Source organism: Thiothrix nivea DSM 5205 (genome assembly GCF_000260135.1).
Classification (GTDB): Bacteria; Pseudomonadota; Gammaproteobacteria; order Thiotrichales; family Thiotrichaceae; genus Thiothrix; species Thiothrix nivea.
In genome coordinates, this window is sequence record NZ_JH651384.1 from 344,396 (window position 1) to 368,999 (window position 24,604).

Below are 24,604 nucleotides of genomic sequence, written 5' to 3' on the forward strand. Positions count from 1 at the left end.
CCAAGTATGCTTGAGTATAGCGCAGAGGCGGGTTAAACGGGTTGCCAGCGGAAGCGTTTCAGGTCGATTTTGCCATTGGCGTCGAATGCTATGCCCTCGGCTTCCAGCAGGTGGCGCTGATGCAGTTCGCCGCCAGGGTAAGCGCGCCCGAGGCTGATGCCTCCTTTTGCATTGATAATGCGCTGCCAGGGGACATCGGTGAACTCCGGCAAGGCGTGCAAGGCATAGCCAACCAGCCGGGCGTGGCCAGGTAGCCCGGCCAAGGTGGCCACATCACCGTAGGTGGCGACGCTGCCTGGTGGAATTTTACGCACGATGGCGTAAATACGCTGGTGCTTGCTGGCCGTATTCATACGGGCAGATGCTGGATGATTTCCACTGCATTGTCATCCGGGTCGCGGCAGAACAACGCTTGCCTGCCGGATTGGCTGCGGCTGATGGGGATGCCCGCCGCTTGCAGGCGTTGGGCGATGGCATTGAGGTCAGTGCTCCACAGTGCCAGGTGGCGGTCGCGCCCGCCATGGGCAGGGCGGGTCAGGCCGGTTTCCGGGTTGGGGACTTCCAGCAGGTGGATTTGCTGGTTACCGTTGATGTTGAGCCATGCGCCGGGGTAGCCGAGGTCGGGGCGGGATGCGTCTACCCCCAAGCCGAGCAGCTTATGGTAAAAGCCGAGCGCGCGCTTAGTATCGCTGACAATGATGCTGACGTGGTGCAGGGCGTACAGGTTGGGTGGGTTGTCCATGGCTGCTTGGGTTCCGGGGAGTGGGCTTTGATATTCTGGCATGGCTGTCCGGTTTTGTGGGAAATTTTTTCGTTAGCATTTTGGTGGGCAGGTTTTTGGCACGCTGCTGGAAAGCAAGAGCCTCCCGCTTTATGATGTTCGCCTGTAACCCCGCTGTTTGCGAGTAACCCAATTCATGACCCAGTTCGTCCACCTGCGCCTGCATACCGAATATTCCCTCATTGACAGCACCATCCGCATCAAGCCGTTGATGAAAGCGATCGAAAAACAGGGTATGCCCGCCGTCGCGATCACAGACCAGAACAATTTCTTCGGTCTGGTGAAATTTTACAAGGCGGCCATGGGTGCGGGGATCAAACCCGTATTCGGCGCGGATGTGTTGCTGGCTGACGAGCAGGGTGGTGATACATTGTTTCACGCCATTCTGCTGTGCCAGAACAATACCGGCTACCGCAACCTGACTAAGCTGATTTCCCGTGCCTGGCAGCAGGGGCAGGTGCTGAATGTGCCGCGTGTGCAACGCAGCTGGATCACGGAATTCAGCGATGGCGTGATCATGCTTTCCGGCGGGCGTGACGGCGATGTCGGGCAGGCATTGCTGGCGGGCAATACGGAGCTGGCGGAGCGCCGTATGCAGGAGTGGCTACAGGCTTTCCCCGGGCGCTACTACCTGGAACTGCAACGTACCGGGCGAGAAGGTGAGGAGGACTACATCCACGCCGCCGTGGAACTGGCGCTTGCCCATGATGTGCCGGTGGTTGCCACCAATGACGTGCGTTTTCTGACGGAAGGTGACTTCGATGCACACGAAGTTCGCGTATGCATCAATAGTGGCAATGTGCTGATCGACCCCAAACGTCCGAAGAATTACAGCCCCCAGCAATACCTGCGCAGCCCTGGGGAAATGGTGGAGCTGTTTGCTGACCTTCCTTCCGCGATTGAAAATACGGTGGAAATTGCCAAGCGTTGCAACGTTTCCCTGACCTTGGGTAAAAACTACCTGCCACAATTTCCGATTCCGGAAGGCATGACTGAGGCCGAATATTTTTGCCAGGCCAGTGAAGAAGGGCTGGAAAAACGCCTTGATTTCCTGTTCGGCCATGACTTTCCGCGCGGTACGCCCGGGTTTGAGACAAAGCGCAAGCCCTACGATGAACGTCTGAAGATTGAGCTTGATGTTATCAACAAGATGGGTTTTCCCGGCTACTTCCTGATCGTTGCGGACTTTATCCAGTGGGGCAAGGACAACGGCATTCCGGTGGGGCCGGGGCGTGGTTCCGGTGCTGGTTCACTGGTGGCGTATGCGCTGAAAATTACCGACCTTGACCCACTGGCCTATGATCTGCTGTTTGAACGTTTCCTCAATCCGGAACGGGTTTCCATGCCTGACTTCGATATCGACTTCTGCATGGATAACCGCGACAAAGTGATTGACTATGTTGCGCGCACTTACGGGCGCAATCAGGTGTCGCAGATCATCACCTTCGGTTCGATGGCGGCGAAAGCGGTGGTGCGCGACGTGGGCAGGGTGCTGGGGCATCCGTATGGCTTTGTCGACAGGGTGGCGAAACTAATCCCGTTTGTGCTCGGCATTTCGCTGGAAGATGCGCTGGACCGTACCGAAAAGGCCAAAAAAGACCCCGAACGTGTTTCCCCTGATCTGATCGAACTTTATAACCGGGATGAGGAAGTCCAGGCATTGCTGGATATGGCAATTTCCCTCGAAGGTCTGACCCGCAACACCGGCAAGCACGCGGGTGGGGTGCTGATTTCACCGTCCGACCTGACCGATTTCACCCCGATTGCCTGCGACGAATTTGGGCAGGGGGTTGTTTCCCAATACGACAAGGATGATGTGGAAGGCGTGGGTCTGGTCAAGTTCGACTTCCTCGGCTTGCGTAACCTCACCATCATTGATTGGGCGCTTCAGACCATCAACCGCAAGCAGAAAGCGAAAGGTCTGCCTGAAGTCGACATCAACCGCATCCCGTTGGATGACAAGGCATCCTTCGACCTGCTCAAGGCGCAGAAAACCACCGCCGTGTTCCAGCTCGAATCACGCGGTATGAAAGACCTGATCCGCCGCCTGCAACCGGACGTGTTTGAGGATGTTATCGCGCTGGTGGCGCTGTTCCGCCCAGGCCCCTTGCAGTCGGGCATGGTGGACGATTTCATCAACCGTAAGAAAGGTATCGCTAAGGTCGAATACCCACATCCCAGTCTGGAACAAGTCCTGAAGCCGACCTACGGGGTTATCGTCTATCAGGAACAGGTCATGCAGATCGCGCAGATCCTGGCGAATTACACGCTGGGTGGTGCGGACATGCTGCGCCGTGCGATGGGTAAGAAAAAACCGGAGGAAATGGCCAAGCAGCGTACCATCTTCATGGAGGGTTCGCGCGCCAACAACATCGACGAAAATCAGGCCGGTTTCATCTTCGACCTGATGGAAAAATTCGCGGAATACGGCTTCAACAAGTCACACTCCGCAGCCTACGCACTGGTTGCCTTCCAGACAGCGTGGCTTAAGGCGCATTATCCAGCGGCGTTCATGGCAGCGGTATTGTCGGCGGATATGGACAATACCGAGAAAGTGGTAACCTTGCTGGATGATTGCCGCCAGTTCAAACTGACCGTTTTGCCACCTGACATCAACCGTTCCGACTTCATGTTTACGGTCGATGAGCAGAACCGCATTATTTACGGTCTTGGTGCGGTCAAGGGGGCAGGGGAGGCGGCACTCAGCGTCATGGTCGAGGAACGCAACCAGCACGGCCCGTTTACATCCCTGGCCGATTTGTGCAAACGCTGTAGTTCGCAGAAGGTCAACCGCCGTGTGCTGGAAACCCTGATCAAGTCGGGTGCATTCGATTCCCTGGGCGGAACCCGCCGTGCAATGCTCGAATTCCTGCCCGAAGCCCTGCGCATGGCGGAACAGCATCACCGCGACCAGGGAACCGGGCAAACCGACCTGTTCGGCGGCATGTTCGGCGGGGTGAAGGAAGATGTGCCCGAAGCTTACATGCCAGCTTTGCCGGAATTCCCCGAAAAAGAACGCCTCAAGCTGGAAAAGGAAACGCTGGGTTTGTTCCTCACCGGGCATCCGCTGGATGCATACACCGAGGAAATCGCTGGCTTGGGCAACCGTAAGAAACTTTCCGACATTGCCGAAGACGATGGTGCCACAAAGTACCGCCGTGAGCCTGTGATGCTGGTTGGGCTGGTTTCCAGCATCCGTACCCAGCATACGGACAACGGTAAGCGCGCCTTTGTGCAACTGGACGATAATACGGCTTACTACGAAATACTGGTCTTTACCGATACTTTCGGCCAGTACGGGCATTTGCTGGAAAAGGATGCCTGCATCGTGTTGGAAGGCACGCTCGACACCGACCAACGCACCGGTAAAACCCGCTTGCGGGTAGAAAAAATCTATAGCATGCAATCCGTGCGGGAAAATTTCCTGCGCAAGTTGCTGTTGAGGTTAGACGCCAGTCAGGTGCGGGATAATGGGCTGGGCAATCTGCACAAGCTGCTTAAGCCCGCACAAACGGCCAGTTTCCCCATAGCCGTGGAATACCGTACCCCGCAGGCGCAGGCAGAAATCCGGTTGGCGGGGCAGTGGACTGTACCTCTTGATGACGCAGGCTTGCGCCAGTTACGGCAAACATTTGGCAAGGACAACATCGCCTTGGTGTTTTAGCGCACCTTGGTCATAACCACACCGGCGATATTGGTACGTGCCTGTAACAGGCGTTCATAAGCAGCCCGCAGGGGTGCACGGCGGGTTTCATGGCAAGCAACCACATACAGGGTAGCGTGCACGCGGTTGCCGATCAGCAGCGCGTCCGCCAGCCCGAGCACCGGTGGCGAGTCAATCACGATCAGGTCAAAACCGGATTCACCTTTTTCGGCCTGTTCAATCAACTGGTTCAGGCGGCTACCTGAGAGCAGTTCGACTGCATGGGGTGTAAGTGGGCCGGAAGTGACAACATGCAGGCCGGGAATAGGCGTAGCCCGGGTTAGGGGGGCGAGTTCATTCAGACCCGCCAGATAATGACCAAGCCCCTTGGTGTTATCCAGTTCAAAGTGTGTGTGTAAAGTTGGGCGGCGCAAATCCGCATCAATCAGCAATACCTTTTTGCCGGATTGTGCAAAAGCAGTGGCCAGGTTGATGCTGGTGCTGCTTTTGCCTTCGCTGGCGTCCGTGCTGGTAATGTTGATTACCTTGGGCGGGTTCTGCTGGGTGACCACCATCAGGTTGTTGCGCAGTGAGCGGAATGCATGGGCTACCACGGAATCGCTGTCGTTGGCTGTCTGGAAGGCATAATTACCAGCCTTTTTGCCGATGGCGGGCGCCATGCCTAGCAAGGGTAGTGGCAATACCCGCGCCAACATGTCGCGGTTTTTGATGACGGAATCAGAGCCTTCGCGGATAAACCCGGCGATGAGGCCACAGCAAATCCCCAAAATAAAGCTCAAAGTGAAATTTCTGGACAAATCGGGGTTTAGTGCTTCGGCCAGGAACAAGCTCAACAGGAACACTCCCAAGTAGACACCCAGGATGGTTTTTTCCCGCCGTTTGAAAATAACCCGTAACTTGTCCAGCTCTTCAAGCAAGGATGTGTCGGCGTCAAAAGCCGGCACATGTACAAACCCCCCTTCCTGTGACAGATTGGATTTTCTGTCAGGCAGCCCCTTTTGCATGATTGTAACCTCGCGAATCCCCATTAGCCCTAATTTCTCTGATTATACATAAGAAAAAATAATTTGCATGATTGTCGTGCAATGCAGATAGAGGTAAATCATCCGCTTGCATTAATAGATTGTGCTGGAAGCATTAAGTTTCAATGAATCCGTGCATGGACACTCCGACAGGCAGGGAGTAAAATGCCCTCCTACAGATTTCACGGGATGAGCACGCCTCATCCCGTTTCGTATGTAGACTTCGGAGGTCCTTTTGAACAAGCAAGCACTGCTGGTGCTGGAAGACGGGAGTGTCTTTCGCGGGCGTTCTATTGGCTGTGATGGCCAGACCACGGGTGAAGTGGTTTTTAATACAGCGCTGACCGGTTACCAGGAAATCCTCACCGACCCATCCTATTCACGCCAGATTGTTACCCTGACATACCCCCATATCGGTAATGTTGGCGTTAACCCGGAAGATACCGAATCCACCCAGGTACATGCTGCCGGCCTGATCGTGCGCGATGTGCCTGCTGTTTACAGCAGCTGGCGCGCGCAAAAATCCCTGCCGGATTACCTTGCCCGTAACAATATCGTGGCGATTGCTGACATCGACACACGCCGCCTGACCCGTATCCTGCGCGAAAAAGGTGCACAACGTGGCTGCATCGTTGCCGGTGAAAATCTCAATGAAGCCGTAGCCCTGGATGCCGCCCGTTCTTTCCCTGGCTTGAAAGGTATGGATCTGGCCAAGGAAGTAACCGTTGCCGAACCCTACGTCTGGACGCAAGGCAGTTGGCAGCTCGACCCTAACACGCCGCGCGCTTCTACCGAAGTGTCCGCCGAGTTCAATGTGATTGCGTATGATTACGGTGTGAAAACCAACATCCTGCGTATGCTGGTTGACCGTGGCTGCCGCGTGACGGTCGTACCGGCGCAAACACCTGCATCCGAAGTGCTGGCAATGAATCCGGATGGCGTATTCCTGTCCAACGGCCCCGGCGACCCGGAACCATGTGATTACGCAATCACTGCGATTCAGGAAGTGCTGGAAAAGAAAGTGCCAACTTTTGGTATCTGCCTCGGCCACCAGTTACTTGGACTTGCCAGTGGCGCAAAAACCATCAAGATGAAGTTCGGCCATCATGGCGCAAACCACCCGGTACAGGATCTGGATAACAAGCACGTCATGATCAGTAGCCAGAACCACGGTTTCGCTGTCGATGAAACCACGCTTCCGCCCAATGTGCGGGCCACTCACCGCTCCCTGTTCGATGGAACCTTGCAGGGCATTGCACGTACCGACTGCCCGGCCATTAGCTTCCAGGGGCACCCGGAAGCCAGCCCCGGCCCGCACGACGTAGCACCTGTATTCGACCGCTTCATTGACATGATGCGTACCGCAAAGAACTGATTGGTGAGAGATCATGCCTAAAAGAACGGACATTAACAGTATCCTGATTATTGGTGCAGGCCCGATCATCATCGGTCAGGCGTGTGAATTCGATTACTCCGGCGCGCAAGCGTGTAAAGCACTGCGTGAGGAAGGCTATCGCGTCATTCTGGTCAACTCCAACCCGGCGACCATCATGACCGACCCCAACATGGCCGATGCGATCTACATTGAGCCGATTCGCTGGGAAACGGTTGCCAGAATCATCGAAAAAGAGCGTCCTGATGTAATCCTGCCTACCATGGGTGGTCAGACCGCGCTCAACTGTGCCCTTGATCTGGCCCGCAACGGCGTGCTGGAAAAATTCAATGTGGAAATGATCGGCGCCAAGGAAGAATCCATCGACATGGCGGAAGACCGCCAGAAGTTCCGCGTTGCGATGGACGAAATCGGCCTCGAATCCGCCCGCTCCGGCATTGCCCATAGCATGGAAGAAGCCCGTGCCGTGCAGGCCGAACTCGGTTTTCCTACCGTTATCCGCCCGTCTTTCACCATGGGCGGCAGCGGCGGCGGTATCGCCTACAACAAGCAGGAATTTGAAACCATTGTGGCGCGTGGGCTGGACATGTCCCCGACCACCGAAGTCCTGCTGGAAGAATCCCTGCTCGGCTGGAAAGAATACGAGATGGAAGTTGTGCGTGACAGCAACGACAACTGCATCATCATCTGCTCCATCGAAAACCTTGACCCGATGGGCATCCACACCGGTGACTCCATCACGGTAGCCCCGGCGCAGACCCTGACCGACAAGGAATACCAGTTGCTGCGTAATGCTTCGCTGGCGGTGTTGCGCAAGATCGGCGTGGATACCGGTGGTTCCAACGTACAGTTTTCGGTTAACCCGAACAACGGTCGTATCGTCGTCATCGAAATGAACCCGCGCGTATCGCGTTCTTCCGCACTGGCTTCCAAGGCAACCGGTTTCCCGATCGCCAAGGTTGCAGCCAAGCTGGCAGTCGGTTTCACCCTGGATGAGCTGCGTAATGAAATTACCGGCGGGGTGACACCTTCATCATTTGAGCCATCCATCGACTACGTTGTTACCAAAATTCCGCGCTTTACGTTTGAAAAATTCCCTAATGCCGACCCGCGCCTGACTACCCAAATGAAGTCGGTTGGTGAAGTCATGGCGATTGGCCGTACTTTCCAGGAGTCTTTCCAGAAAGCCCTGCGGGGTCTGGAAACCGGTATCGATGGGTTGAACGAGCGTGTTGACCTGCAAGACCCGGATGCCAAAGACATTATCCGTCGTGAACTGACCGAGGCCAGTTCCGAGCGAATTTTGTATGTGGGTGACGCTTTCCGCATTGGCATGACACTGGAAGAAGTATTTGAACAAACCAGCATCGACATGTGGTTCCTGGTGCAAATCAAGGAACTGGTCGATCTGGAAAATGGCCTGAAAGAGCGCATTCTCAACGACATTTCCGCTGAAGAGATGTTTATGCTGAAGCGCAAGGGTTTCTCTGACCGTCGTATTGCCGACTTGACGCATGAAACCGAAAAGGCCGTGCGTTCCGCACGTCAGCGTCTGAATGTACGCCCGGTCTACAAGCGGGTGGATACCTGCGCGGCAGAATTCGCCACCAATACGGCTTACATGTATTCCACTTACGAAGAAGAGTGCGAATCCAACCCGACTGATCGCAAGAAAATCATGGTGTTGGGCGGTGGCCCGAACCGTATCGGACAGGGTATCGAATTCGACTATTGCTGTGTCCATGCCGCACTTGCCATGCGTGAAGATGGCTTTGAGACCATTATGGTCAACTGTAACCCGGAAACGGTTTCCACCGACTATGATACATCTGACCGTCTGTATTTCGAGCCACTGACGCTGGAAGACGTGATGGAAGTCGTTGAGCTGGAAAAGCCGGTGGGCGTGATCGTGCAATACGGTGGCCAGACCCCGCTGAAACTGGCACGCGACCTGGAAGCTTTGGGCGCGCCTATTATCGGTACCTCCCCGGATTCCATTGACCTTGCCGAAGACCGTGAGCGTTTCCAGCAGCTGATCAACAAACTCGGCCTCAAGCAGCCACCTAACCGCACCGCCCGCAGTCTGGATGAAGCTGTGCGTCTGGCGGATGAAATCGGCTACCCGCTGGTAGTACGCCCGTCCTACGTACTCGGTGGCCGCGCGATGGAAATTGTTTACCACGAGAATGAACTGCGCCGCTACATGAATACGGCGGTGTCCGTTTCCAATGACTCCCCGGTGCTGCTCGACCGCTATCTGGATGATGCGGTGGAGGTCGATGTGGACGCCATTTGTGACGGTGAAAACGTCCTGATCGGCGGCATCATGCAGCACATCGAACAGGCCGGTATTCACTCCGGTGACTCGGCTTGCTCATTGCCGCCTTACTCCCTGAAACCAGTGGTGCAGGATGAGTTGCGTGAGCAGATGGTACGCATGGGCAAGGCACTGAATGTCGTCGGCCTGATGAATGCCCAGTTTGCGATCAAGAATGACGAAATTTTCATTCTGGAAGTCAACCCGCGTGCTTCCCGTACCGTGCCGTTCGTATCTAAGGCAATTGGTCGCCCGCTGGCAAAAGTGGCGGCCCGCTGCATGGCAGGCCAGACGCTGGCCGACCAGAATGCATTGAACGAAATCATTCCATCCTACTACTCCGTCAAGGAAGCGGTATTCCCGTTCATCAAGTTCCCCGGCGTTGACCCGATCCTGAGTCCGGAAATGAAATCCACCGGTGAAGTCATGGGTGTCGGCAAAAGTTTTGCGGAAGCCTTCGGCAAAGCCCAGTATGCTGCCGGTGAAAACTACCCGACATCCGGCGTGGCCTTCGTCAGTGTGCGCGAAGCCGACCGCAAGCACCTGAAGGAAGTGGGCGAACTGCTGGCTGCGCAAAACTTCAAAATCGTCGCCACCCGTGGTACGGCGCGTGAATTGCAAAACGTGGGCATCCAGTGCGAAGTCGTCAACAAGATGCGTGAAGGTCGCCCCAATATCGTCGACATGATCAAGAATGAGGAAATTGACCTGATCGTCAACACGACTGAAGGCGAGCAATCTACCCGCGATTCATTCGAGATCCGTCGCGAAGCCTTGCAACACAAGATCACTTACACCACCACGATCGCAGGCGCGCGCGCCTTGTGTAGGGCAATGGCCTATACTGACAGTGAACAAGTATATTGTTTACAGGATTTGCACCGGGTAATAGCACAATAAGGAACCGAAACGAGATATGAGTACCAGACCACCTATAACAGCCCAGGGCGCAGAGCGTTTGAAAGCCGAGTTGCAACGCCTAAAAACCGAAGAGCGCCCGCGCATCATCCAGGCGATTGCCGAAGCACGTGAACATGGCGACCTGAAGGAAAATGCGGAATACCACGCTGCCCGCGAGCAGCAGAGTTTCTGTGAAGGCCGCATCAAGGAGCTGGAAGGCATCTTGTCGATGGCGCAAGTGATCGACGTTGCCGTGGTTGGGGCTGCCAACCCTGGCAAGGTCGTGTTCGGTGCTACGGTTGAGCTGGAGGAAGTCGAGTCCGGCAACAGTATCACCTATCAGATCGTCGGGGACATTGAAGCTGACATCAAGCAGAACCGTGTCGGGGTTTCTACCCCGATTGCCCGCGCCATGATTGGCAAGGAAGAAGGCGATGTGGCAGTGGTGCAGGCTCCCGGCGGCATCCGCGAATATGAAATTATCGAAGTCAGTTACAAATAGTGCCAGACAACAGCATTACTCACATCGGCCTGCTGCAACACGGCGCGGTGGAAGCCGGTGACGTTTTTTGCGGTGAGCTGGAAACGCCCCTCAGCAAACCGGGCTGGAAGCAACTCAAGCAGTGCATAGGGCGCGGCAAGCCGGATTGGGATGCTATCGTCACCTCCCCAAAAATGCAATGCGCGGCATTTGCTGAATGGCTTGCCGAGAAACATGACTTGCCGTTGGTGCGGGATGAGCGCTTGCAGGAAATCCATTTCGGTGCTTGGGAGGGCTGTTCCCCGCAACAGGTCATGGAAACCCACCCCGAGCAATTGGCACAGTGGTGGGCGAACCCTGCCCAGGTGACGCCGGAAGGCGGGGAAAGCTTCGGCGATTTCCGCGCCCGGGTTTTGGATGCCTGGGCGGAATTGCCGCACGCTTACCGCGGGGAGCGGGTGTTAACCGTTACCCATGCGGGCGTCATCCGCGTTATTTTGGCACATGTTTTACTTATGCCTGACGAACGTTTGCTGGCGTTGAACATCGAACACGGCGCATTGACACGCCTGCGGGTATTACGTGACCGTGGTGGCCATTGGGCTAGCCTGTTGTCCCATGGCTGCTGATTGCCGCTGTTCCCTGTTTTGCTTTAGCGGCGCTGGACTTCACCGTGGGGGCTTATAGAAAAACAGGTAAAGGTGGTTTTTTCCGATTTTTTGGGTGCAGGCACTGGCGGATATGATAACAGTATTTTTCCGTTCCCTACTGGTGGCTCTGTCAGTGCTGACACTGCTGCCTGTGCCTGCTGTCAGCAGTTTTTCCGCTGAGGAAAAAGGCCGTGGGTTGATCTGGTTCCCCATTATTGGCGCATTGATGGGGCTGGTGCTGGCGGTGACGGCTTGGAAACTCGAAACCCTGGAACCCATGCTGGCTTCCGTTATCCTGTTGACTGTGTGGATGTTCACCAGTGAATTGCACCATCTGGATGCATTGGCGCGCAGTATCAGTTCCTGGGTATTTGGTGCACGCTGTCAGGTGAAAGGGGAAGCACAGGAGGGCGCATTATCCTCAGTTTCCCCGCACCTTGGGGTGATGGGGGTGATGGCACTGATCATGATGATCAAGTTTGCCGCGCTTTCCGTGCTGATCGAGTACAAGGTCTGGCCCTATATCATGATGGCTCCGGTGGCGGCACGGCTATTGGTCGTTGCCTTGATCGGTTTCACCCCGATCGCGCCCAATGAAGCTGTTGCTCACGAATTTCGTATCGAATTTCCTTATGCTGGCTTGTTTATATGGTTGTTGATGGCCGTACCGGTTGCGCTGGTGGTGGGTATTCCGATGTTTATCATGTTTGTCATGTTGGTGGTTGTGCGCTTTCGCATGAAGCAGACCTGCGGCGGTCTGACCTGGGATTCGATTGGTGCGATGATCGTACTACTGGAAACCATCGGTTTGTTTGCTGCTGCCATCAGTGCCTGATTAGGGGTTTTTAGCCCTAATCCCCACCTTGGTGGTATGGTATTAGTGTTGATGATAGGATACGTTAAACATTTTTACCGGTTTGAAGGCTCCGTCGTTATGTCCGAAGAACATTTCTCTACAGAAAAACGCGTTTTAATGGCAATGCGTAAAACCTTGGCCAAAATCATCCGTGACCTTACACCGTCTGATTCCGCGCTGCGTTACCCTCTGTCAGATGAAACGGTTGAGGATGTCAAAAAGTGTTTCGACCTGATTTCCGCGCGTGAACGTGAGCTGGCTCAGGCAGCAGGTATTGACGTCCGCGACCGGCCACACTTTGTTGATGAGCCACGCACTACCAATGTTGTCCCTATCCAGGGGCTTAAAACCAAGGATTAACCATGTCACAGTTTTCAACAGAAGAAATGCAAGCCCTGACGCAAGCTGTTGTCCGCCACATGGATGAATGGAACATCAGTGGGGAAGAAATGCTGCTGATCTTGGGGCTTGACTCGGAGGTACGCCCCCGTCATCTGGCCATGTACCGTAATGGCGACAAGGCATTCCCACAAACGCCAGAGATGTTGAACCGGATTGAGCATATCGTAGGTATTGCTGATGCCTTGCGCACTACTTTCCCGTTCAGCAGCCAGATGCGCGTCTTGTGGTTACGCAAACCACACCGCCGCTTCCAACGCCGCACACCACTGGCGGTGATGCTGGAAGAGGGTGCGGATGGTTTGATGAAAATCCGTATTGAAGTGGACTGCGCCTACGGCTATGCGATTAATGATGCGCTCCATGCAGCCTCCCAAGCTGGCAAAGCAGCCGCTTAAGAATTGATGGAAAGGCTTGAATAATCAAGCCTTTCTTGTCTCTAAGTCTGTTATTCCATGAATTCGAGGCGTTCAGCCAGCTTGTCGAGGGCTGCTTGGGCGCATTCCGCATCTTTATCGCCACCCGGCGCGCCGCTTACACCGACAGCGCCTAACAGTGAGCCGCCCGCTTCGATTTTAAGCCCGCCGTCCAGCACCATTATCCCGTCAACCTGGTTCATTTCATCCTTGATGTCGGCACGATTGGCGCGGAATTCGCTGGAGTTGACACCCGATAGGATGACTGCGTTGGCTTTTTCTTCCGCAATCTGGGTGGTGAAGCGTGCTGCCAGGGTATCGCGCAGTAATGCCTGTACATTGGCACTGCGGTCAACGATTACGGCGGCGACACTATAGCCTTTTTCCCGGCAGGCCAGCACGGATTCACGGGCAATATCCAACGCCAGTTCCATCGAAATCTGTTTGACCGCAATGGCGTCGGCTGGCTTTTCAGCCGTTTCCTCAGCGTTTGCGCCACCCGCCAAAAATAGGGAGGCGCAAACCAGCAAGGGTTTCAGGCTATCAGGCAGCACTGTCTTCATGGCTGTCACCTTGCACAGCTTCCTTGACCATCTTTTGTAGGTCGCCACTCTGGTACATTTCCAGGGTAATGTCGCAACCGCCAATCAATTCCCCGTTGATGTAAACTTGAGGAAATGTTGGCCAGTTGGCATATTGGGGCAAATCCTGAAAGATTTCCGGGTCTTGCAGCACATTGACGTAGGCGAACTGCTCGCCGCACGCCATCAGTGCCTGGGCGGCGCGGCTGGAAAAACCGCACTGCGGCAATTGCGGTGTGCCTTTCATGAAAATAATGACAGGGTTGTCTTTGACTGCCTGATCGATACGATCCAATGCGCTCATGCCAATAGTCCTCTTTGATGTAGTTCCAATGGATTACATTCTACCTGTTGGCTGAAATAAATAAACGCCAGATTCCATGCGGGATAGTGGTTGGCCACCTTATTGCTTGCGGCGCTTCTTCATGGCCGCGAATTCTCCAGTGTCAATGTAGCCATCAAGGTTGGTATCGACATTGTCGAAAATCCGCCGTGGGTTGATCCTGCCCGATGTCGGGTTGCGGGCCGCGTATTCATCCCAGGAAATCAGGTTGTCGCTATTGGTATCCAGGCGGGCGAAATCTGGGTCGGTGGCGTGTTGCCGGGCGGGAACGCCGGTGGACAGGAGTAAGGTCAGCAGAAGCAGGGTGCTGGTCAGATATGTTTTCTTGTTCATGTTATGCCCCTATTGTCAGTTTGGTTGTGGTTCAACGTGGTTTTATATACAGTTAGCGTTAAAGCGATTATCCGGAAAATTTATTTTTCCATAAACCCAGAATATTATTGTTGTGGATAACGCAAGATGAACAAGCGTCTACTTTGTTTCCATGGTTCGATCCTTGAAAAAAGCAATAATCGTAAACCTTCAGGGGTGTATTTCCGAATAATCCGTATTATGATGCGAATCTTTTCCCTCGCCATTAGCGATTTACGGAGTTTAGTGTGGAACTGACCGGTGCCGAGATATTCGTCGAGTGTCTTAAAGAGGAAGGGGTTGAAACCATCTTTGGTTATCCCGGTGGGGCTGTGCTGTTCATTTATGATGAGCTGTACAAGCAGCAGGATAAAGTCAACCACATCCTGGTAAGACATGAACAGGGGGCTGTGCACGCAGCCGAAGGTTATGCCAAGGCAACCAACAAGCCAGGCGTGGCGCTGGTGACTTCTGGCCCAGGGGCTACCAATGCCGTGACCGGGATTGCCGATGCCTATATGGATTCTGTGCCACTGGTGGTGTTCACCGGTCAGGTGCCGCGTCACCTGATTGGTAATGATGCCTTCCAGGAAGTCGACATCGTGGGCATTACCCGCCCGTGCGTCAAACACAATTTCCTGGTGACGGATGTCAAGGAACTGGCTACCACCATCAAGAAAGCCTTCTATATTGCCAGCACTGGCCGCCCCGGCCCGGTACTGGTAGATATTCCGAAAGATATTACCACGGCGCGTTGTGAGTTCCATTATCCCAAGGAAATCACCATGCGCTCCTACAACCCGACCTACAAGGGCAACAAGCGTCAGGTGCGCCGCGCGATTGACCTGATGCTGGAAGCCAAAAAACCGGTGCTGTATACCGGTGGTGGGGTGGTATTGTCTGGCGCTGCGTATGAGCTGACCGAGTTCACCCATGAACTGGGTTTCCCTATTACCGAGACCCTGATGGGTCTGGGCGCATTCCCCTCCAATGACAAGCAGTTCGTTGGCATGTTGGGTATGCACGGTACTTACGAAGCGAACAATGCCATGCACCATGCCGACTTGGTGATTGCGATTGGCGCGCGTTTCGACGACCGTGTTACCGGCAATATCGAAAAATTCTGCCCGTATGCCAAGATCATCCATGTCGACATTGACCCTGCGTCCATTTCCAAGAACGTGAAGGTGGATGTGCCGATTGTGGGTGATGTTAAACACGTCATCACTGACCTGCTGGAAGAGCTGCGCAGCCGCAAGGAACGCCCTGACGCTGCCGCGCTGGCAGAGTGGTGGAAACAGATCGACGAATGGCGCAAGGCCAACTGCCTTAAGTACAACCAGGATATGGGGGGCGAAATCCGCGCCCAGTTTGTCATTGAAAAGTTCTGGGAACTGACCGGTGGCGACGCTTATATCTGTTCCGACGTAGGCCAGCACCAAATGTGGGCGGCACAGTATTACCGCTTCAACAAGCCCAACCGCTGGATCAATTCCGGTGGCCTCGGCACCATGGGCTTCGGTCTGCCTGCCGCGATGGGCGTGCAGATGGCATTCCCGGATGAAACCGTTGGTTGCGTTACCGGCGATGGCAGTATCCAGATGTGTATCCAGGAACTGGCGACCTGCCTGCAATACCGCCTGCCGATCAAGATTCTGACCCTGAACAACGGCTATCTCGGCATGGTGCGCCAGTGGCAGGAATTCTTCTACCAGAAGCGTTACGCCTCCTCCTATATGGATGCCCTGCCAGATTTCGTCAAGCTGGCGGAAGCTTACGGCCACATCGGTATGCGTATCGAGAAGCCGGGTGATGTGGAAGGCGCGATCAAGGAGGCGCTGGCTATGAAAGACCGTCTGGTGTTCATGGATTTCATCACCATGCAGGAAAACAACGTTTACCCGATGGTGCCTGCCGGTGCGGGCCACAATGAAATGATTCTGGTATAGGTGACAAAATGCGGCATGTAATTTCCATCCTGATGGAGAATGAGGCTGGCGCGTTGTCGCGCGTGGCCGGATTATTCTCTGCCCGTGGCTATAATATTGAATCCCTGACGGTTGCGCCCACTGAGGATGCAACCCTGTCGCGCATGACCTTGGTGACGCGCGGTAGCGAGGAAATTGTCGAACAGATCGTCAAGCAGTTACACAAGCTGATTGACGTGGTGAAGGTCATGGATCTTTACCAGAACTCGCATATCGAACGCGAAATGATGTTCATCAAGGTGGCTGTGGACAAGAACTCCGCCTGCGAAGGGGTTAAACGCCTCGCGGATATTTTCCGTGGCAACATCATCGACGTGACTGACAAGATGTATACGATCGAGCTGACCGGCGACCGTAGCAAGCTGGATGCTTTCGTCAACGCGCTGAAGGAATTCCGCATCGTGGAAGTGGTGCGTTCCGGCAGCATGGGCATTGCGCGCGGCGAAACAGCTTTACGTGTTTAATAAAGTATTTGATTGATTTAAGGTATTAACATGGCACTGAATATTTACTACGACAAAGACGCTGACCTTTCCATTATCCGGGGCAAGAAGGTTTCCATCATCGGTTATGGCTCACAGGGCCATGCCCATGCCTGCAACCTGAAGGATTCCGGCGTTGATGTCACCGTGGGTTTGCGCATGAATTCCCCATCCGTCGCTAAAGCGCAGAATGCCGGCCTGAAAGTGGCGTCTGTTGTTGAAGCGGTGGCTGCTGCCGATGTCGTCATGGTGCTGACTCCGGATGAATTCCAGAGCCAGCTGTACCGCCAGGAAATTGAGCCAAACCTGAAGCAGGGCGCTACTTTGGCGTTCGCGCATGGTTTTGCTATCCACTACAATCAGATTGTGCCACGCGCTGACCTGGACGTAATCATGATTGCGCCAAAAGCGCCAGGCCACACTGTCCGTAACGAGTATGTAAAAGGCGGTGGGATTCCTGATCTGATTGCTATCCAGCAGAATGCTTCCGGTCAGGCAAAAGATCTGGCGCTTTCTTACGCTTCCGCTATCGGCGGTGGCCGTACCGGCATCATCGAAACCACGTTCAAGGACGAAACCGAAACCGACCTGTTCGGCGAGCAGGCTGTGCTGTGCGGTGGTGCGGTTGAGCTGGTCAAGGCCGGTTTTGAAACCCTGACCGAAGCCGGTTATGCACCGGAAATGGCTTACTTCGAGTGTCTGCATGAACTGAAGCTGATCGTTGACCTGATGTACGAAGGCGGTATCGCCAACATGAACTACTCCATTTCCAACAATGCGGAATATGGTGAATATGTGACTGGCCCTGAAGTCATTAACGACCAGTCCCGCGCAGCCATGCGCAATGCGCTGAAGCGTATCCAGAACGGTGAATATGCGAAAATGTTCGTCACTGAAGGCGCGATGGGTTATCCATCCATGACAGCTTACCGTCGTAACAACGCAGCGCACCCGATTGAAACGACTGGTGCAAAATTGCGTGCAATGATGCCGTGGATTCAGAAAATCGTGGATAAGTCCAAGAACTGATCAAGCCGGGAGGAGGGGAGAAGCCTCCCCCCTTCCCAATCCTTGTTCCCGCACGCGGCGGCAAGTCGCTTTCTTGGGTGTTACTCTGCGAATACTGCTTTGGCGGCAGCCACAGCCACGCCGGACTTGATCGGCGCACGCATGTCGGACAGCACCGCATCCAGCGCACCCAGACAGTTGAGCACGTTTTTCTGGTTGCTGGTGGAACCCATGAGGCCGATACGCCAGATTTTCCCGGCTAGCGCGCCCAGACCCGCACCAATTTCCAGGCTGTAACGGTTGAGCAGCTCAGCACGCACGGCAGCTTCGTCCACGCCTTCTGGAATGGTGACTGAGTTCAGTTGCGGCAAGCGGTAAGCTTCATCTACCACGAACTGCAAGCCCATTGCCTCGACCCCAGCCTTCAGTGCCTGATGGTTGTGGGCGTGGCGCGCCCAGGCGTTTTCCAGCCCTTCTTCCTGTAACATTACCAGGGATTCATGGAAAGCATACAGGGTGTTGATCGGCGCAGTGTGGTGGTAGGCGCGTTTGGCCCCACCGCCCCAGTAACCCATCACCAGGTTCATGTCCATGAACCAGCTTTGCACCTTGCTTTGGCGGTTCTTGATGCGTTCCACGGCGCGGGGGCCGAAACTGACCGGGGAAATGCCGGGGACGCAGGACAAGCACTTTTGCGTGCCGGAATAGATGGCGTCGATTTCCCATTCGTCGACCTTGAGGGGCGTGCCACCGAGTGAGGTGACGGCATCGACGATGGTCAGGCAATCGTGGTCATGCGCCAGTTTCACCAGGGTTTGCGCGTCGGATTGCGCGCCGGTGGAAGTTTCTGCGTGCACGAAGGCAACCAGCTTGGCGTCATGATGGGTCTTCAGGGCATCTTCCACCTTGTTGGGGTCAACCGGCTTGCCCCAGTCGTCCATCACCATGATGGGGGTTGCGCCGCAACGCTCGACGTTTTCCTTCATGCGCCCGCCGAATACGCCGTTCTGGCACACGATTACCTTGTCGCCTGGTTCCACCAAGTTGACGAAACAGGTTTCCATCCCTGCTGAGCCTGGTGCGGAAACCGGCATGGTCAGCTCGTTTTTGGTCTGGAAGGCGTATTGCAGCATCCCCTTGACATCATCCATCATGCCGACAAATGCAGGGTCGAGGTGGCCAATGGTAGGGCGCGCCATGGCTTCCAGCACACGTGGGCTGACATCGGAAGGGCCAGGCCCCATCAGGGTGCGGACAGGCGGGTGAAAAGATTTTGCAGTCATGCGTCGGGTCACTCTTTATCTCGGCAAAAACGGGATGATACTACGGGAAAGGGCGTATGCAATACGCCCCTACAGCGGGTGTGCCATGTAGGGGCGTATTGCATACGCCCTTTTTCGGGGGCTAACTTGAGTCTTGTATCTTGTGTAACTCCTGCTCGCAGAGGATTTTCAGCATGGCCAGCGCTTCGTTCAACAACGCACCACGCACTTGCTGGAGTTGCTGTTTGATATGTTCGCGGCCATCATCCAGCCACTGGTCCCAGGATTGCTGCTCCTCATTATCCCACCAGTCGGGTGTGTTTTTAGGCTGATAGGCCAGCTTGTCGAGATTCAGCAGATCGTAAATATTCACCCATTCGCTTTCCACGCGCAGCATCAGGGTTGGGTTGAACAGGTAGTGGCCATGCCTGACACGGTAGAATAGCTTGCGGTTGTAAGGGTCAGGGCGGTACATCTCATTTTTGGCAAATATGCCGGAAATATAGGCGCGCTGCTTACGCTGCGATGTCAACACTTCCGCTGGGAAATGGGTGATGGCGTCGATGATGTCCTGGCTACAATAACCGCCTTTGCCCATCACATTGACTGGCAGAACCCGGTAGAACAGTGCAATCATCAGGTTGAGGAGGAAAAATTCCATGCTGCGCTTGTCCAGCTTTTGCAACTTGCCATCAATCTGGATGCTGAGGCTGTCGGGTTCCAGCAGGCTGTAAATGTCAGCGAGGTGCTGGCGGGCGTATTTTTCATCTTTGCTGGCTTGCTGGAGCGCAATCTGGAAGGCGGTAAAGCCGTTGTTGTTGGTCAGCCCGGTATCCGCGTCGCGTGCCGTCAATTCTTCCACCAGTACGGCATTGCCCAGCCAGGCAGCCACCATCAGCGGCGTCTGGTTGAACGGGTTGCGGAAATCCACCCCGAGGCGGTTGATCTGGTTGCGCAAGGCCAACGGGTTTTTGGCCATGTAGGGCAGGTAGTATTTCTGCTGGAGTTGCTTGATGCCATGGGCCGGATGCCGCGCCGGTTTGAAGTTGGCCAGCCGCAGGTCGCGCAAGAAATAGCGGTCTTCGTACACCAGTGCGTATTCAAACAGGGCGAGGCGGGCTTTGCGGTCGCCTTGCCGGATGGCTTGCTGGTGAAGATGCGCAAGCGATTCGTCACGATAAACCGGCCAGTCAGGCGCTTGTTGCTGGAGGATTTCGCGGCGGATGCGTTCGGCCTGTTCCTGTTTGCCCTGTAATTCGAGCTTGTGGGCTTCGCGTTGCCATTCTTCCAGGCTGGAATCCTGGCTATCGAGATTGAGGGTATCCAGCGCGTCGCGCAGGCCAATCAGATCCAGCAGGCGTTGTTTGGGGTTGGCTTCGATCCAGTACAGGTTGCGCACCGCGCGGGTGAGGGCGACGTACAGTGCATTGATGTAAAACTTGTAGATTTCCAGCGACTTGTCGGTCTTGTCCTTGGCACGGGCATAGCGCAATTCGTCCTGCTGCAAATCTTCGTGCTTAACCCCATGACTGATTTCGCGGAAACGCTTGTCTTCGTCGCTGAGGAAGTTGTAGAGGATGATATTGTCGTATTCCAGCCCCTTGGCTTCCTGGATGGAAAACACCAGCGGGGTATTGAAATGCCGTTGGGCGGCTGCTTTCTGTTCCGCGTGCATCACCACGACGGCAAAGCGGGTGGAAGCGCGGGTCTTGGCGTCAAGTTCGCGGCGGATGTTGTCGCAGTCTTGCAGGAACAGCACTTCGCCTTGCACATGGCCGTTACTGTGCACCAGATAATTGCTTTCGCGGTCAATGGAGCTGAAGCGGGCATTTTTCAACAGCAGGATGCGGTTGGCCAGCTCCGTCACCTGTGGCGCGTTGCGGTAATTGGTGTGCAGGATGCACACCATACCGGTGTCCGCCTGTAATTCCCCATGGGTAAAGAACAGGCTTTTGAGCTTGCTCCAGGAAAAGAAATTGGGGTGGACGATCTGGTTGGAATCGCCGCATAGCACGAAGCCGCTGGGGTTGCGCAGTGCTTTCAGGATCAGATAAAGCTGGATGTTGGTGAAATCCTGCACCTCATCGACCACCACGAAGTCGTAACGCGGGTTGATTTTTTGTAGGTATTGGTGGCTGAGGATGTTGCTGTCATATAGGCGCTGTTCCTGCAAGAACACCAGATAGCGGGTGAAAATGTCGTAGACCAGCGGGCGTTCATCCTCCGGAAAAATCGACTGGCGCACGCCGAGGTTGAGGTATTCCCCCCGCTCCAGATAAGCAGCTTCGACCGAAGGGCCGGTCAGCACACCACGGAATTCCTCGAACAGTTTATGTGCATCCTTGATGGCAAGGCGCGGTAGACGGCTGAGCCAGTCGGCAAAATGACGGAAGTTTACAGGCTTGCCGTTCGGTATTTGGATACTTTCCAGAAATTCGTCGAAGGACAGGAAATCGACCTGCTGGTGCGGGTTGACGTACTGGTGGGCGTAGTACAGGTCGCGGGAATTTTTCACCAGATACGGCGAAAGTGTCACGTACAGCACGTCGCCACGGCAGCCCTTGAGTTTTTCCAGCGTCAGTGCGGTTTTGCCACTACCTGCCGAACCGATGATGACCAGTGGCGGCTCCAGCGCGTAAACGGCCTGCTGGTTTTTATCAAAGGAAATTACCTTGTCGAGCAGGTTGAAGCGTGGGTGTGCCGCGTTGACGTAAGCCAGCACCGGCGGGTTGGCGGGCGCTTCCTCCAATGGGGGGATTTTGTCTTCGTCCACCGTCGTGCCGTGGCGCAGGAAACGTGAACCGGCGTAGTCGTGGCTTTCCAGGTATTCCAGCACCAGTGCGTAGCGTTCGCCGTTATGCCGGTAGAACGATAGCAGCAGGCGGTCGCTGCGGTTAAGGCGCGCGCGGTAAAGGTTGTCGCCGATTTTTTTGACATCCGCCGATTTAAGGTCGTCGGCTTCCATGAAACTGCGCCATTTGGCGAAGCCATTGATGATGTCGGGGTCGAGTTCGTTATACAACAGAATTTGCATGGCGCTATTGTGGCGTAAGGCGTGGCATTCTGGCGAATACAGCCAATCTATGCTGGCAGCAAGGTTTGAATCCCGCCCGGCGTGAACCTGTCCTATAGTCTGTGGTCAAACCTGACCAAACTACGTTCAACAATAAGGAGGTTGCCATGCTTCGCCATGCCACCCTATGGCTTGTCAGTCTGTTCATGATACTTGCCTCTACCAGCGCGCCCGCAGGCCAGTCCGTGCGTGAAAACCTGATTGCGGCGGCAGATGCCAAAGCCAGTGGCGAATACGCCTTTGCCCGTTGCCGCGATTTGAAGGGCAAACCCTTCGACGCTAAAGGCAAGAAAACCGCCCTGATCGTTGGCGACAGCTACGCCTGCGACCTGGTAAATGCCATCGAAGAAAATGCTTATCTGCGAGACTACCAAATAAGCCTGCGCTATATCCCTTATGACTGCCAAACGGTCATAGGGAAGGGGGCAGTCGGCCTCATCGCGGCCAAGGACAAGGCATTTTGCGCAGATCCCAACCATGCTGACAGTCTGCAACGCGCCCAGGAGCAGATCCAGCAAGCCGATCTGGTGATCTTTGCCTCGCGCTGGAAACCGGCGGTGGCAGATGGCTTGCCCAGCACCCTGGGGCAATTAGGCCTGAGGCCGCAACAGAAAGTGGTGGTGGTCGGCAACAAGTTTTTCGGCAAAATTGCGGCGCAGAAATATTTACGGATGGCGGATGATGAACTGAAAACCCTGCGCAATAAGGTCAATCCTGTTGAAGCCAAGACCATCAACGAGAAACTGGCCAAACAACTGGGCAAGGATGTGTTGTTCGTAAACCCGCACCAGTTGCTGTGTGGGGATGAAGCCAGTTGCCCGCTGTTCACCCCTGACCTGCAACTGATTTCCTACGACGGCAGGCATCTGACCCAGGCGGGCGCGCGCCATGTCGGCAAGGTTTTGTTCGGGAACTCGGCGTTGGGGAAAATGTGAGGGCGAATCCACATTTCCTGCATGACCTTTGCACCTGATTCGGGCAGAATCGGCGGCTTTGATGCAAGGATACGATTGCCACCCTTATGAGCCGCCTGCTGCGTTCCAGCGCTGTGATCAGCGCCATGACCATGGTTTCCCGTGTACTGGGTTTGCTGCGCGACATGATTGTTGCCCGCTATTTCCCGGTCGACGGGGCGACGGATGCATTTTATGTTGCCTTCCGCATCCCCAACCTGCTGCGCCGCCTGTTTGCCGAGGGGGCATTTTCGCTGGCTTTCGTGCCGGTGCTGTCGGAATACAAGGAAAAGCAGGATAGGGAAACCCTCAAGGATTTGCTTGACCATGTGGCCGGTTATCTGGGCTTGATCCTGCTGGTGATTACGGTGGTTGGCGTGGTGGCCGCGCCGGTGGTGATGTGGGTTTTCGCGCCGGGGTTTGATGCCAAACCGGAGGCGCGTCCGGAGTTGGCGGTGCAGATGTTACGGATTACCTTTCCCTACATCCTGTTCATTTCGCTGACGGCGTTTGTTAGTGGCATCCTCAACACTTTCCACAAGTTCGCTATTCCGGCACTGACGCCTGCGTTGCTGAATGTGGTGATGATTGCGGCGGCTATTTGGGGGGCACCGTATTTTGATGAACCCATTCTGGTGCTGGCGTGGGGCGTATTTTTCGCCGGGATCGCGCAATTGGTGTTCCAGTTGCCAACGTTGGCACGGCTGGGGTTGTTACCGCGTTTCCGCATCCGCAAAGGGCATGAGGGTGTCAGCCGCATCATGAAGCTGATGATACCGACCCTATTCGGTTCCTCGATTGCGCAGTTGAACCTGCTGATCAATACCTTGCTGGCGTCCTTCCTCGCGGTGGGCAGCATTTCCTGGCTGTATTACTCCGACCGCTTTGTGGAATTGCCGCTGGCGATTGTCGGGGTGGCGCTGGGAACGGTGATCCTGCCCAAGCTGTCGAGTGACCATGCGAAAGCGGATGCTGCGCAATTCCGTCACACCATGGACTGGGCGTTGCGGATGGGCTTGCTGATTTCCATTCCCGCCACTTTGGGGCTGATGCTGTTAGCGGAACCGATCTTGGCGACGGTGATGATGCATGGCGCGTATGGCTGGAAAGATGTGCAGATGTCGGCCATGAGCCTGACAACCTACTCCTTCGGCCTGAGCGCCTTTATTCTGGTGAAAGTACTTGCCCCTGGGTTCTATTCCCGGCAGGATACCAAAACGCCGGTGAAAATCGGTGTCATTTCAATTGTTTCCAATATGTTATTAAACATGTTAATTGTATTGCCCTGGCATTTTTCCGGCACGCCCGGCCCCCATGCAGGGTTGGCGCTGGCCACGGCGCTGGCGGGTTATGTGAATGCAGGGTTGCTGTTTTACAACCTGCACAAGCAGCAAATTTTCGACCCGGAAAAAGGCTGGGGGGCATTTTTGCTAAAAATCACCCTGGCGTGTTTAGTCATGGGTGGCTTGATCTGGCTGGTTTCGCCGACGGATGCCTGGTGGCAGACAGCGGCGGTATGGCCAAAAATCGGCTGGCTGCTGGGGCTGATTGTGCTGGCACTGGTCAGCTATTTCGCGACCCTGCGCTTACTGGGAATGTCGTTTAAACAGATGTTGGGACGTTAGTGCGGCATTGTTTGCTACACTGCGTACCTTGGCTTACTCAAAATAAAATCTACATGCAA

The 24,604-nt window shown here is 55.0% G+C and carries 21 protein-coding genes; 13 read left to right on the top strand and 8 right to left on the bottom strand.

Going from position 1 to position 24,604, the window contains the following annotated elements; translation table 11 throughout:
* Positions 1-32: 32 nt before the first annotated feature.
* Positions 33-353: an MGMT family protein gene (locus THINI_RS01920; RefSeq protein WP_002706998.1), complete on the bottom strand. Its 321-nt coding sequence runs from the start codon at positions 351-353 to the stop codon at positions 33-35.
* Complete coding sequence (locus THINI_RS01925) at positions 350-742, bottom strand: VOC family protein (protein WP_040838977.1); 393 nt, start codon at positions 740-742, stop codon at positions 350-352. The genes THINI_RS01920 and THINI_RS01925 overlap by 4 nt, the downstream gene beginning before the upstream one ends.
* A 175-nt stretch (positions 743-917) precedes the next feature.
* Here THINI_RS01925 and dnaE point away from each other — a divergent pair, with 175 nt between their 5' ends.
* Entirely contained in the window at positions 918-4,445 is a 3,528-nt protein-coding gene (dnaE, locus tag THINI_RS01930; protein WP_002707000.1) for a DNA polymerase III subunit alpha, read from the top strand.
* On the opposite strand, the gene THINI_RS01935 is transcribed toward dnaE, so the two are convergent.
* The gene (locus tag THINI_RS01935) at positions 4,442-5,449 is read right to left on the bottom strand and encodes a polysaccharide biosynthesis tyrosine autokinase (protein ID WP_002707001.1); all 1,008 of its coding nucleotides are present in this window, start codon (positions 5,447-5,449) and stop codon (positions 4,442-4,444) included. The two genes, dnaE and THINI_RS01935, sit on opposite strands and share 4 nt — an antisense overlap.
* A gap of 253 nt (positions 5,450-5,702) precedes the next feature.
* Here THINI_RS01935 and carA point away from each other — a divergent pair, with 253 nt between their 5' ends.
* The 7 genes from carA (at position 5,703) to THINI_RS01970 (ending at position 12,861) form a co-directional block, all read left to right on the top strand.
* Complete coding sequence (gene carA / locus THINI_RS01940) at positions 5,703-6,842, top strand: glutamine-hydrolyzing carbamoyl-phosphate synthase small subunit (RefSeq protein WP_002707002.1); 1,140 nt, start codon at positions 5,703-5,705, stop codon at positions 6,840-6,842.
* Between the two features lie 13 nt (positions 6,843-6,855).
* Positions 6,856-10,077, top strand: a complete 3,222-nt coding sequence (gene carB, locus THINI_RS01945; protein WP_002707003.1) for a carbamoyl-phosphate synthase large subunit — start codon at positions 6,856-6,858, stop codon at positions 10,075-10,077.
* Positions 10,078-10,093: 16 nt separating this feature from the next.
* A complete protein-coding gene (gene greA / locus THINI_RS01950; RefSeq protein WP_002707004.1) occupies positions 10,094-10,579 on the top strand; it encodes a transcription elongation factor GreA in 486 nt (161 codons plus the stop codon).
* Positions 10,579-11,187, top strand: coding sequence for an alpha-ribazole phosphatase family protein (cobC, locus tag THINI_RS01955; RefSeq protein WP_002707005.1), 609 nt, complete (start codon positions 10,579-10,581; stop codon positions 11,185-11,187). Before greA ends, cobC begins: the two co-directional genes overlap by 1 nt.
* Positions 11,188-11,299: 112 nt before the next feature.
* Positions 11,300-12,043, top strand: a complete 744-nt coding sequence (locus tag THINI_RS01960) for an adenosylcobinamide-GDP ribazoletransferase (protein WP_002707006.1) — start codon at positions 11,300-11,302, stop codon at positions 12,041-12,043.
* A gap of 138 nt (positions 12,044-12,181) precedes the next feature.
* Positions 12,182-12,424: a segregation and condensation protein A gene (locus tag THINI_RS01965; RefSeq protein WP_245536560.1), complete on the top strand. Its 243-nt coding sequence runs from the start codon at positions 12,182-12,184 to the stop codon at positions 12,422-12,424.
* Positions 12,425-12,426: 2 nt separating this feature from the next.
* Positions 12,427-12,861 carry an antitoxin Xre/MbcA/ParS toxin-binding domain-containing protein gene (locus tag THINI_RS01970; RefSeq protein WP_002707008.1) on the top strand — a complete coding sequence of 145 codons (435 nt, stop codon included), beginning with the start codon at positions 12,427-12,429 and terminating at the stop codon, positions 12,859-12,861.
* A gap of 50 nt (positions 12,862-12,911) precedes the next feature.
* On the opposite strand, the gene THINI_RS01975 is transcribed toward THINI_RS01970, so the two are convergent.
* The 3 genes from THINI_RS01975 to THINI_RS01985 all read right to left on the bottom strand — a co-directional run bounded on the left by THINI_RS01975 (position 12,912) and on the right by THINI_RS01985 (position 14,136).
* Positions 12,912-13,442, bottom strand: coding sequence for a GlcG/HbpS family heme-binding protein (locus tag THINI_RS01975; protein ID WP_002707009.1), 531 nt, complete (start codon positions 13,440-13,442; stop codon positions 12,912-12,914).
* Positions 13,423-13,764, bottom strand: coding sequence for a Grx4 family monothiol glutaredoxin (gene grxD, locus THINI_RS01980; RefSeq protein ID WP_002707010.1), 342 nt, complete (start codon positions 13,762-13,764; stop codon positions 13,423-13,425). The genes THINI_RS01975 and grxD overlap by 20 nt, the downstream gene beginning before the upstream one ends.
* Before the next feature lie 99 nt (positions 13,765-13,863).
* Entirely contained in the window at positions 13,864-14,136 is a 273-nt protein-coding gene (locus THINI_RS01985) for an EF-hand domain-containing protein (RefSeq protein ID WP_002707011.1), read from the bottom strand.
* 266 nt (positions 14,137-14,402) lie between these two features.
* Between THINI_RS01985 and ilvB the strand changes: the two genes are divergently transcribed.
* Genes ilvB through ilvC form a run of 3 tightly spaced genes read left to right on the top strand, consistent with a single transcriptional unit; the run spans position 14,403 to position 17,653 of the window.
* The gene (gene ilvB / locus THINI_RS01990; protein ID WP_002707012.1) at positions 14,403-16,103 is read left to right on the top strand and encodes a biosynthetic-type acetolactate synthase large subunit; all 1,701 of its coding nucleotides are present in this window, start codon (positions 14,403-14,405) and stop codon (positions 16,101-16,103) included.
* 8 nt (positions 16,104-16,111) lie between these two features.
* A complete protein-coding gene (ilvN, locus tag THINI_RS01995) occupies positions 16,112-16,606 on the top strand; it encodes an acetolactate synthase small subunit (protein WP_002707013.1) in 495 nt (164 codons plus the stop codon).
* A 36-nt stretch (positions 16,607-16,642) separates the two neighbouring features.
* On the top strand, positions 16,643-17,653 hold the full coding sequence (ilvC, locus tag THINI_RS02000; RefSeq protein WP_040839863.1) for a ketol-acid reductoisomerase: 1,011 nt from the start codon (positions 16,643-16,645) through the stop codon (positions 17,651-17,653).
* Positions 17,654-17,733: 80 nt separating this feature from the next.
* Here ilvC and THINI_RS02005 read toward each other — a convergent pair whose 3' ends face one another.
* Together THINI_RS02005 and THINI_RS02010 are read right to left on the bottom strand one after the other, a co-directional pair.
* Positions 17,734-18,915 (bottom strand): pyridoxal-phosphate-dependent aminotransferase family protein, encoded by a 1,182-nt coding sequence (locus tag THINI_RS02005; RefSeq protein ID WP_002707015.1) that lies wholly within the window; start codon positions 18,913-18,915, stop codon positions 17,734-17,736.
* 121 nt (positions 18,916-19,036) lie between these two features.
* On the bottom strand, positions 19,037-21,928 hold the full coding sequence (locus tag THINI_RS02010; RefSeq protein ID WP_002707016.1) for a UvrD-helicase domain-containing protein: 2,892 nt from the start codon (positions 21,926-21,928) through the stop codon (positions 19,037-19,039).
* 146 nt (positions 21,929-22,074) lie between these two features.
* Between THINI_RS02010 and THINI_RS02015 the strand changes: the two genes are divergently transcribed.
* Complete coding sequence (locus THINI_RS02015) at positions 22,075-22,902, top strand: SGNH hydrolase domain-containing protein (protein ID WP_002707017.1); 828 nt, start codon at positions 22,075-22,077, stop codon at positions 22,900-22,902.
* Positions 22,903-22,988: 86 nt separating this feature from the next.
* Positions 22,989-24,545, top strand: a complete 1,557-nt coding sequence (gene murJ / locus THINI_RS02020; RefSeq protein WP_002707018.1) for a murein biosynthesis integral membrane protein MurJ — start codon at positions 22,989-22,991, stop codon at positions 24,543-24,545.
* The last annotated feature ends 59 nt before the right edge of the window (positions 24,546-24,604 follow it).

What these genes read in the sequence shown, in the direction of transcription:
- THINI_RS02005 (WP_002707015.1), bottom strand. Translation starts at nt 18,915, where the DNA reads ATGACTGCAAAATCTTTTCACCCGCCTGTCCGCACCCTGATGGGGCCT.
- grxD (WP_002707010.1), bottom strand. Translation starts at nt 13,764, where the DNA reads ATGAGCGCATTGGATCGTATCGATCAGGCAGTCAAAGACAACCCTGTC.
- dnaE (WP_002707000.1), top strand. Translation starts at nt 918, where the DNA reads ATGACCCAGTTCGTCCACCTGCGCCTGCATACCGAATATTCCCTCATT.
- THINI_RS01975 (WP_002707009.1), bottom strand. Translation starts at nt 13,442, where the DNA reads ATGAAGACAGTGCTGCCTGATAGCCTGAAACCCTTGCTGGTTTGCGCC.
- THINI_RS02015 (WP_002707017.1), top strand. Translation starts at nt 22,075, where the DNA reads ATGCTTCGCCATGCCACCCTATGGCTTGTCAGTCTGTTCATGATACTT.
- ilvN (WP_002707013.1), top strand. Translation starts at nt 16,112, where the DNA reads ATGCGGCATGTAATTTCCATCCTGATGGAGAATGAGGCTGGCGCGTTG.
- carB (WP_002707003.1), top strand. Translation starts at nt 6,856, where the DNA reads ATGCCTAAAAGAACGGACATTAACAGTATCCTGATTATTGGTGCAGGC.
- THINI_RS01920 (WP_002706998.1), bottom strand. Translation starts at nt 353, where the DNA reads ATGAATACGGCCAGCAAGCACCAGCGTATTTACGCCATCGTGCGTAAA.
- murJ (WP_002707018.1), top strand. Translation starts at nt 22,989, where the DNA reads ATGAGCCGCCTGCTGCGTTCCAGCGCTGTGATCAGCGCCATGACCATG.
- THINI_RS01965 (WP_245536560.1), top strand. Translation starts at nt 12,182, where the DNA reads ATGGCAATGCGTAAAACCTTGGCCAAAATCATCCGTGACCTTACACCG.
- THINI_RS01925 (WP_040838977.1), bottom strand. Translation starts at nt 742, where the DNA reads ATGGACAACCCACCCAACCTGTACGCCCTGCACCACGTCAGCATCATT.
- greA (WP_002707004.1), top strand. Translation starts at nt 10,094, where the DNA reads ATGAGTACCAGACCACCTATAACAGCCCAGGGCGCAGAGCGTTTGAAA.
- THINI_RS01935 (WP_002707001.1), bottom strand. Translation starts at nt 5,449, where the DNA reads ATGCAAAAGGGGCTGCCTGACAGAAAATCCAATCTGTCACAGGAAGGG.
- THINI_RS01985 (WP_002707011.1), bottom strand. Translation starts at nt 14,136, where the DNA reads ATGAACAAGAAAACATATCTGACCAGCACCCTGCTTCTGCTGACCTTA.
- THINI_RS01970 (WP_002707008.1), top strand. Translation starts at nt 12,427, where the DNA reads ATGTCACAGTTTTCAACAGAAGAAATGCAAGCCCTGACGCAAGCTGTT.
- THINI_RS01960 (WP_002707006.1), top strand. Translation starts at nt 11,300, where the DNA reads ATGATAACAGTATTTTTCCGTTCCCTACTGGTGGCTCTGTCAGTGCTG.
- THINI_RS02010 (WP_002707016.1), bottom strand. Translation starts at nt 21,928, where the DNA reads ATGCAAATTCTGTTGTATAACGAACTCGACCCCGACATCATCAATGGC.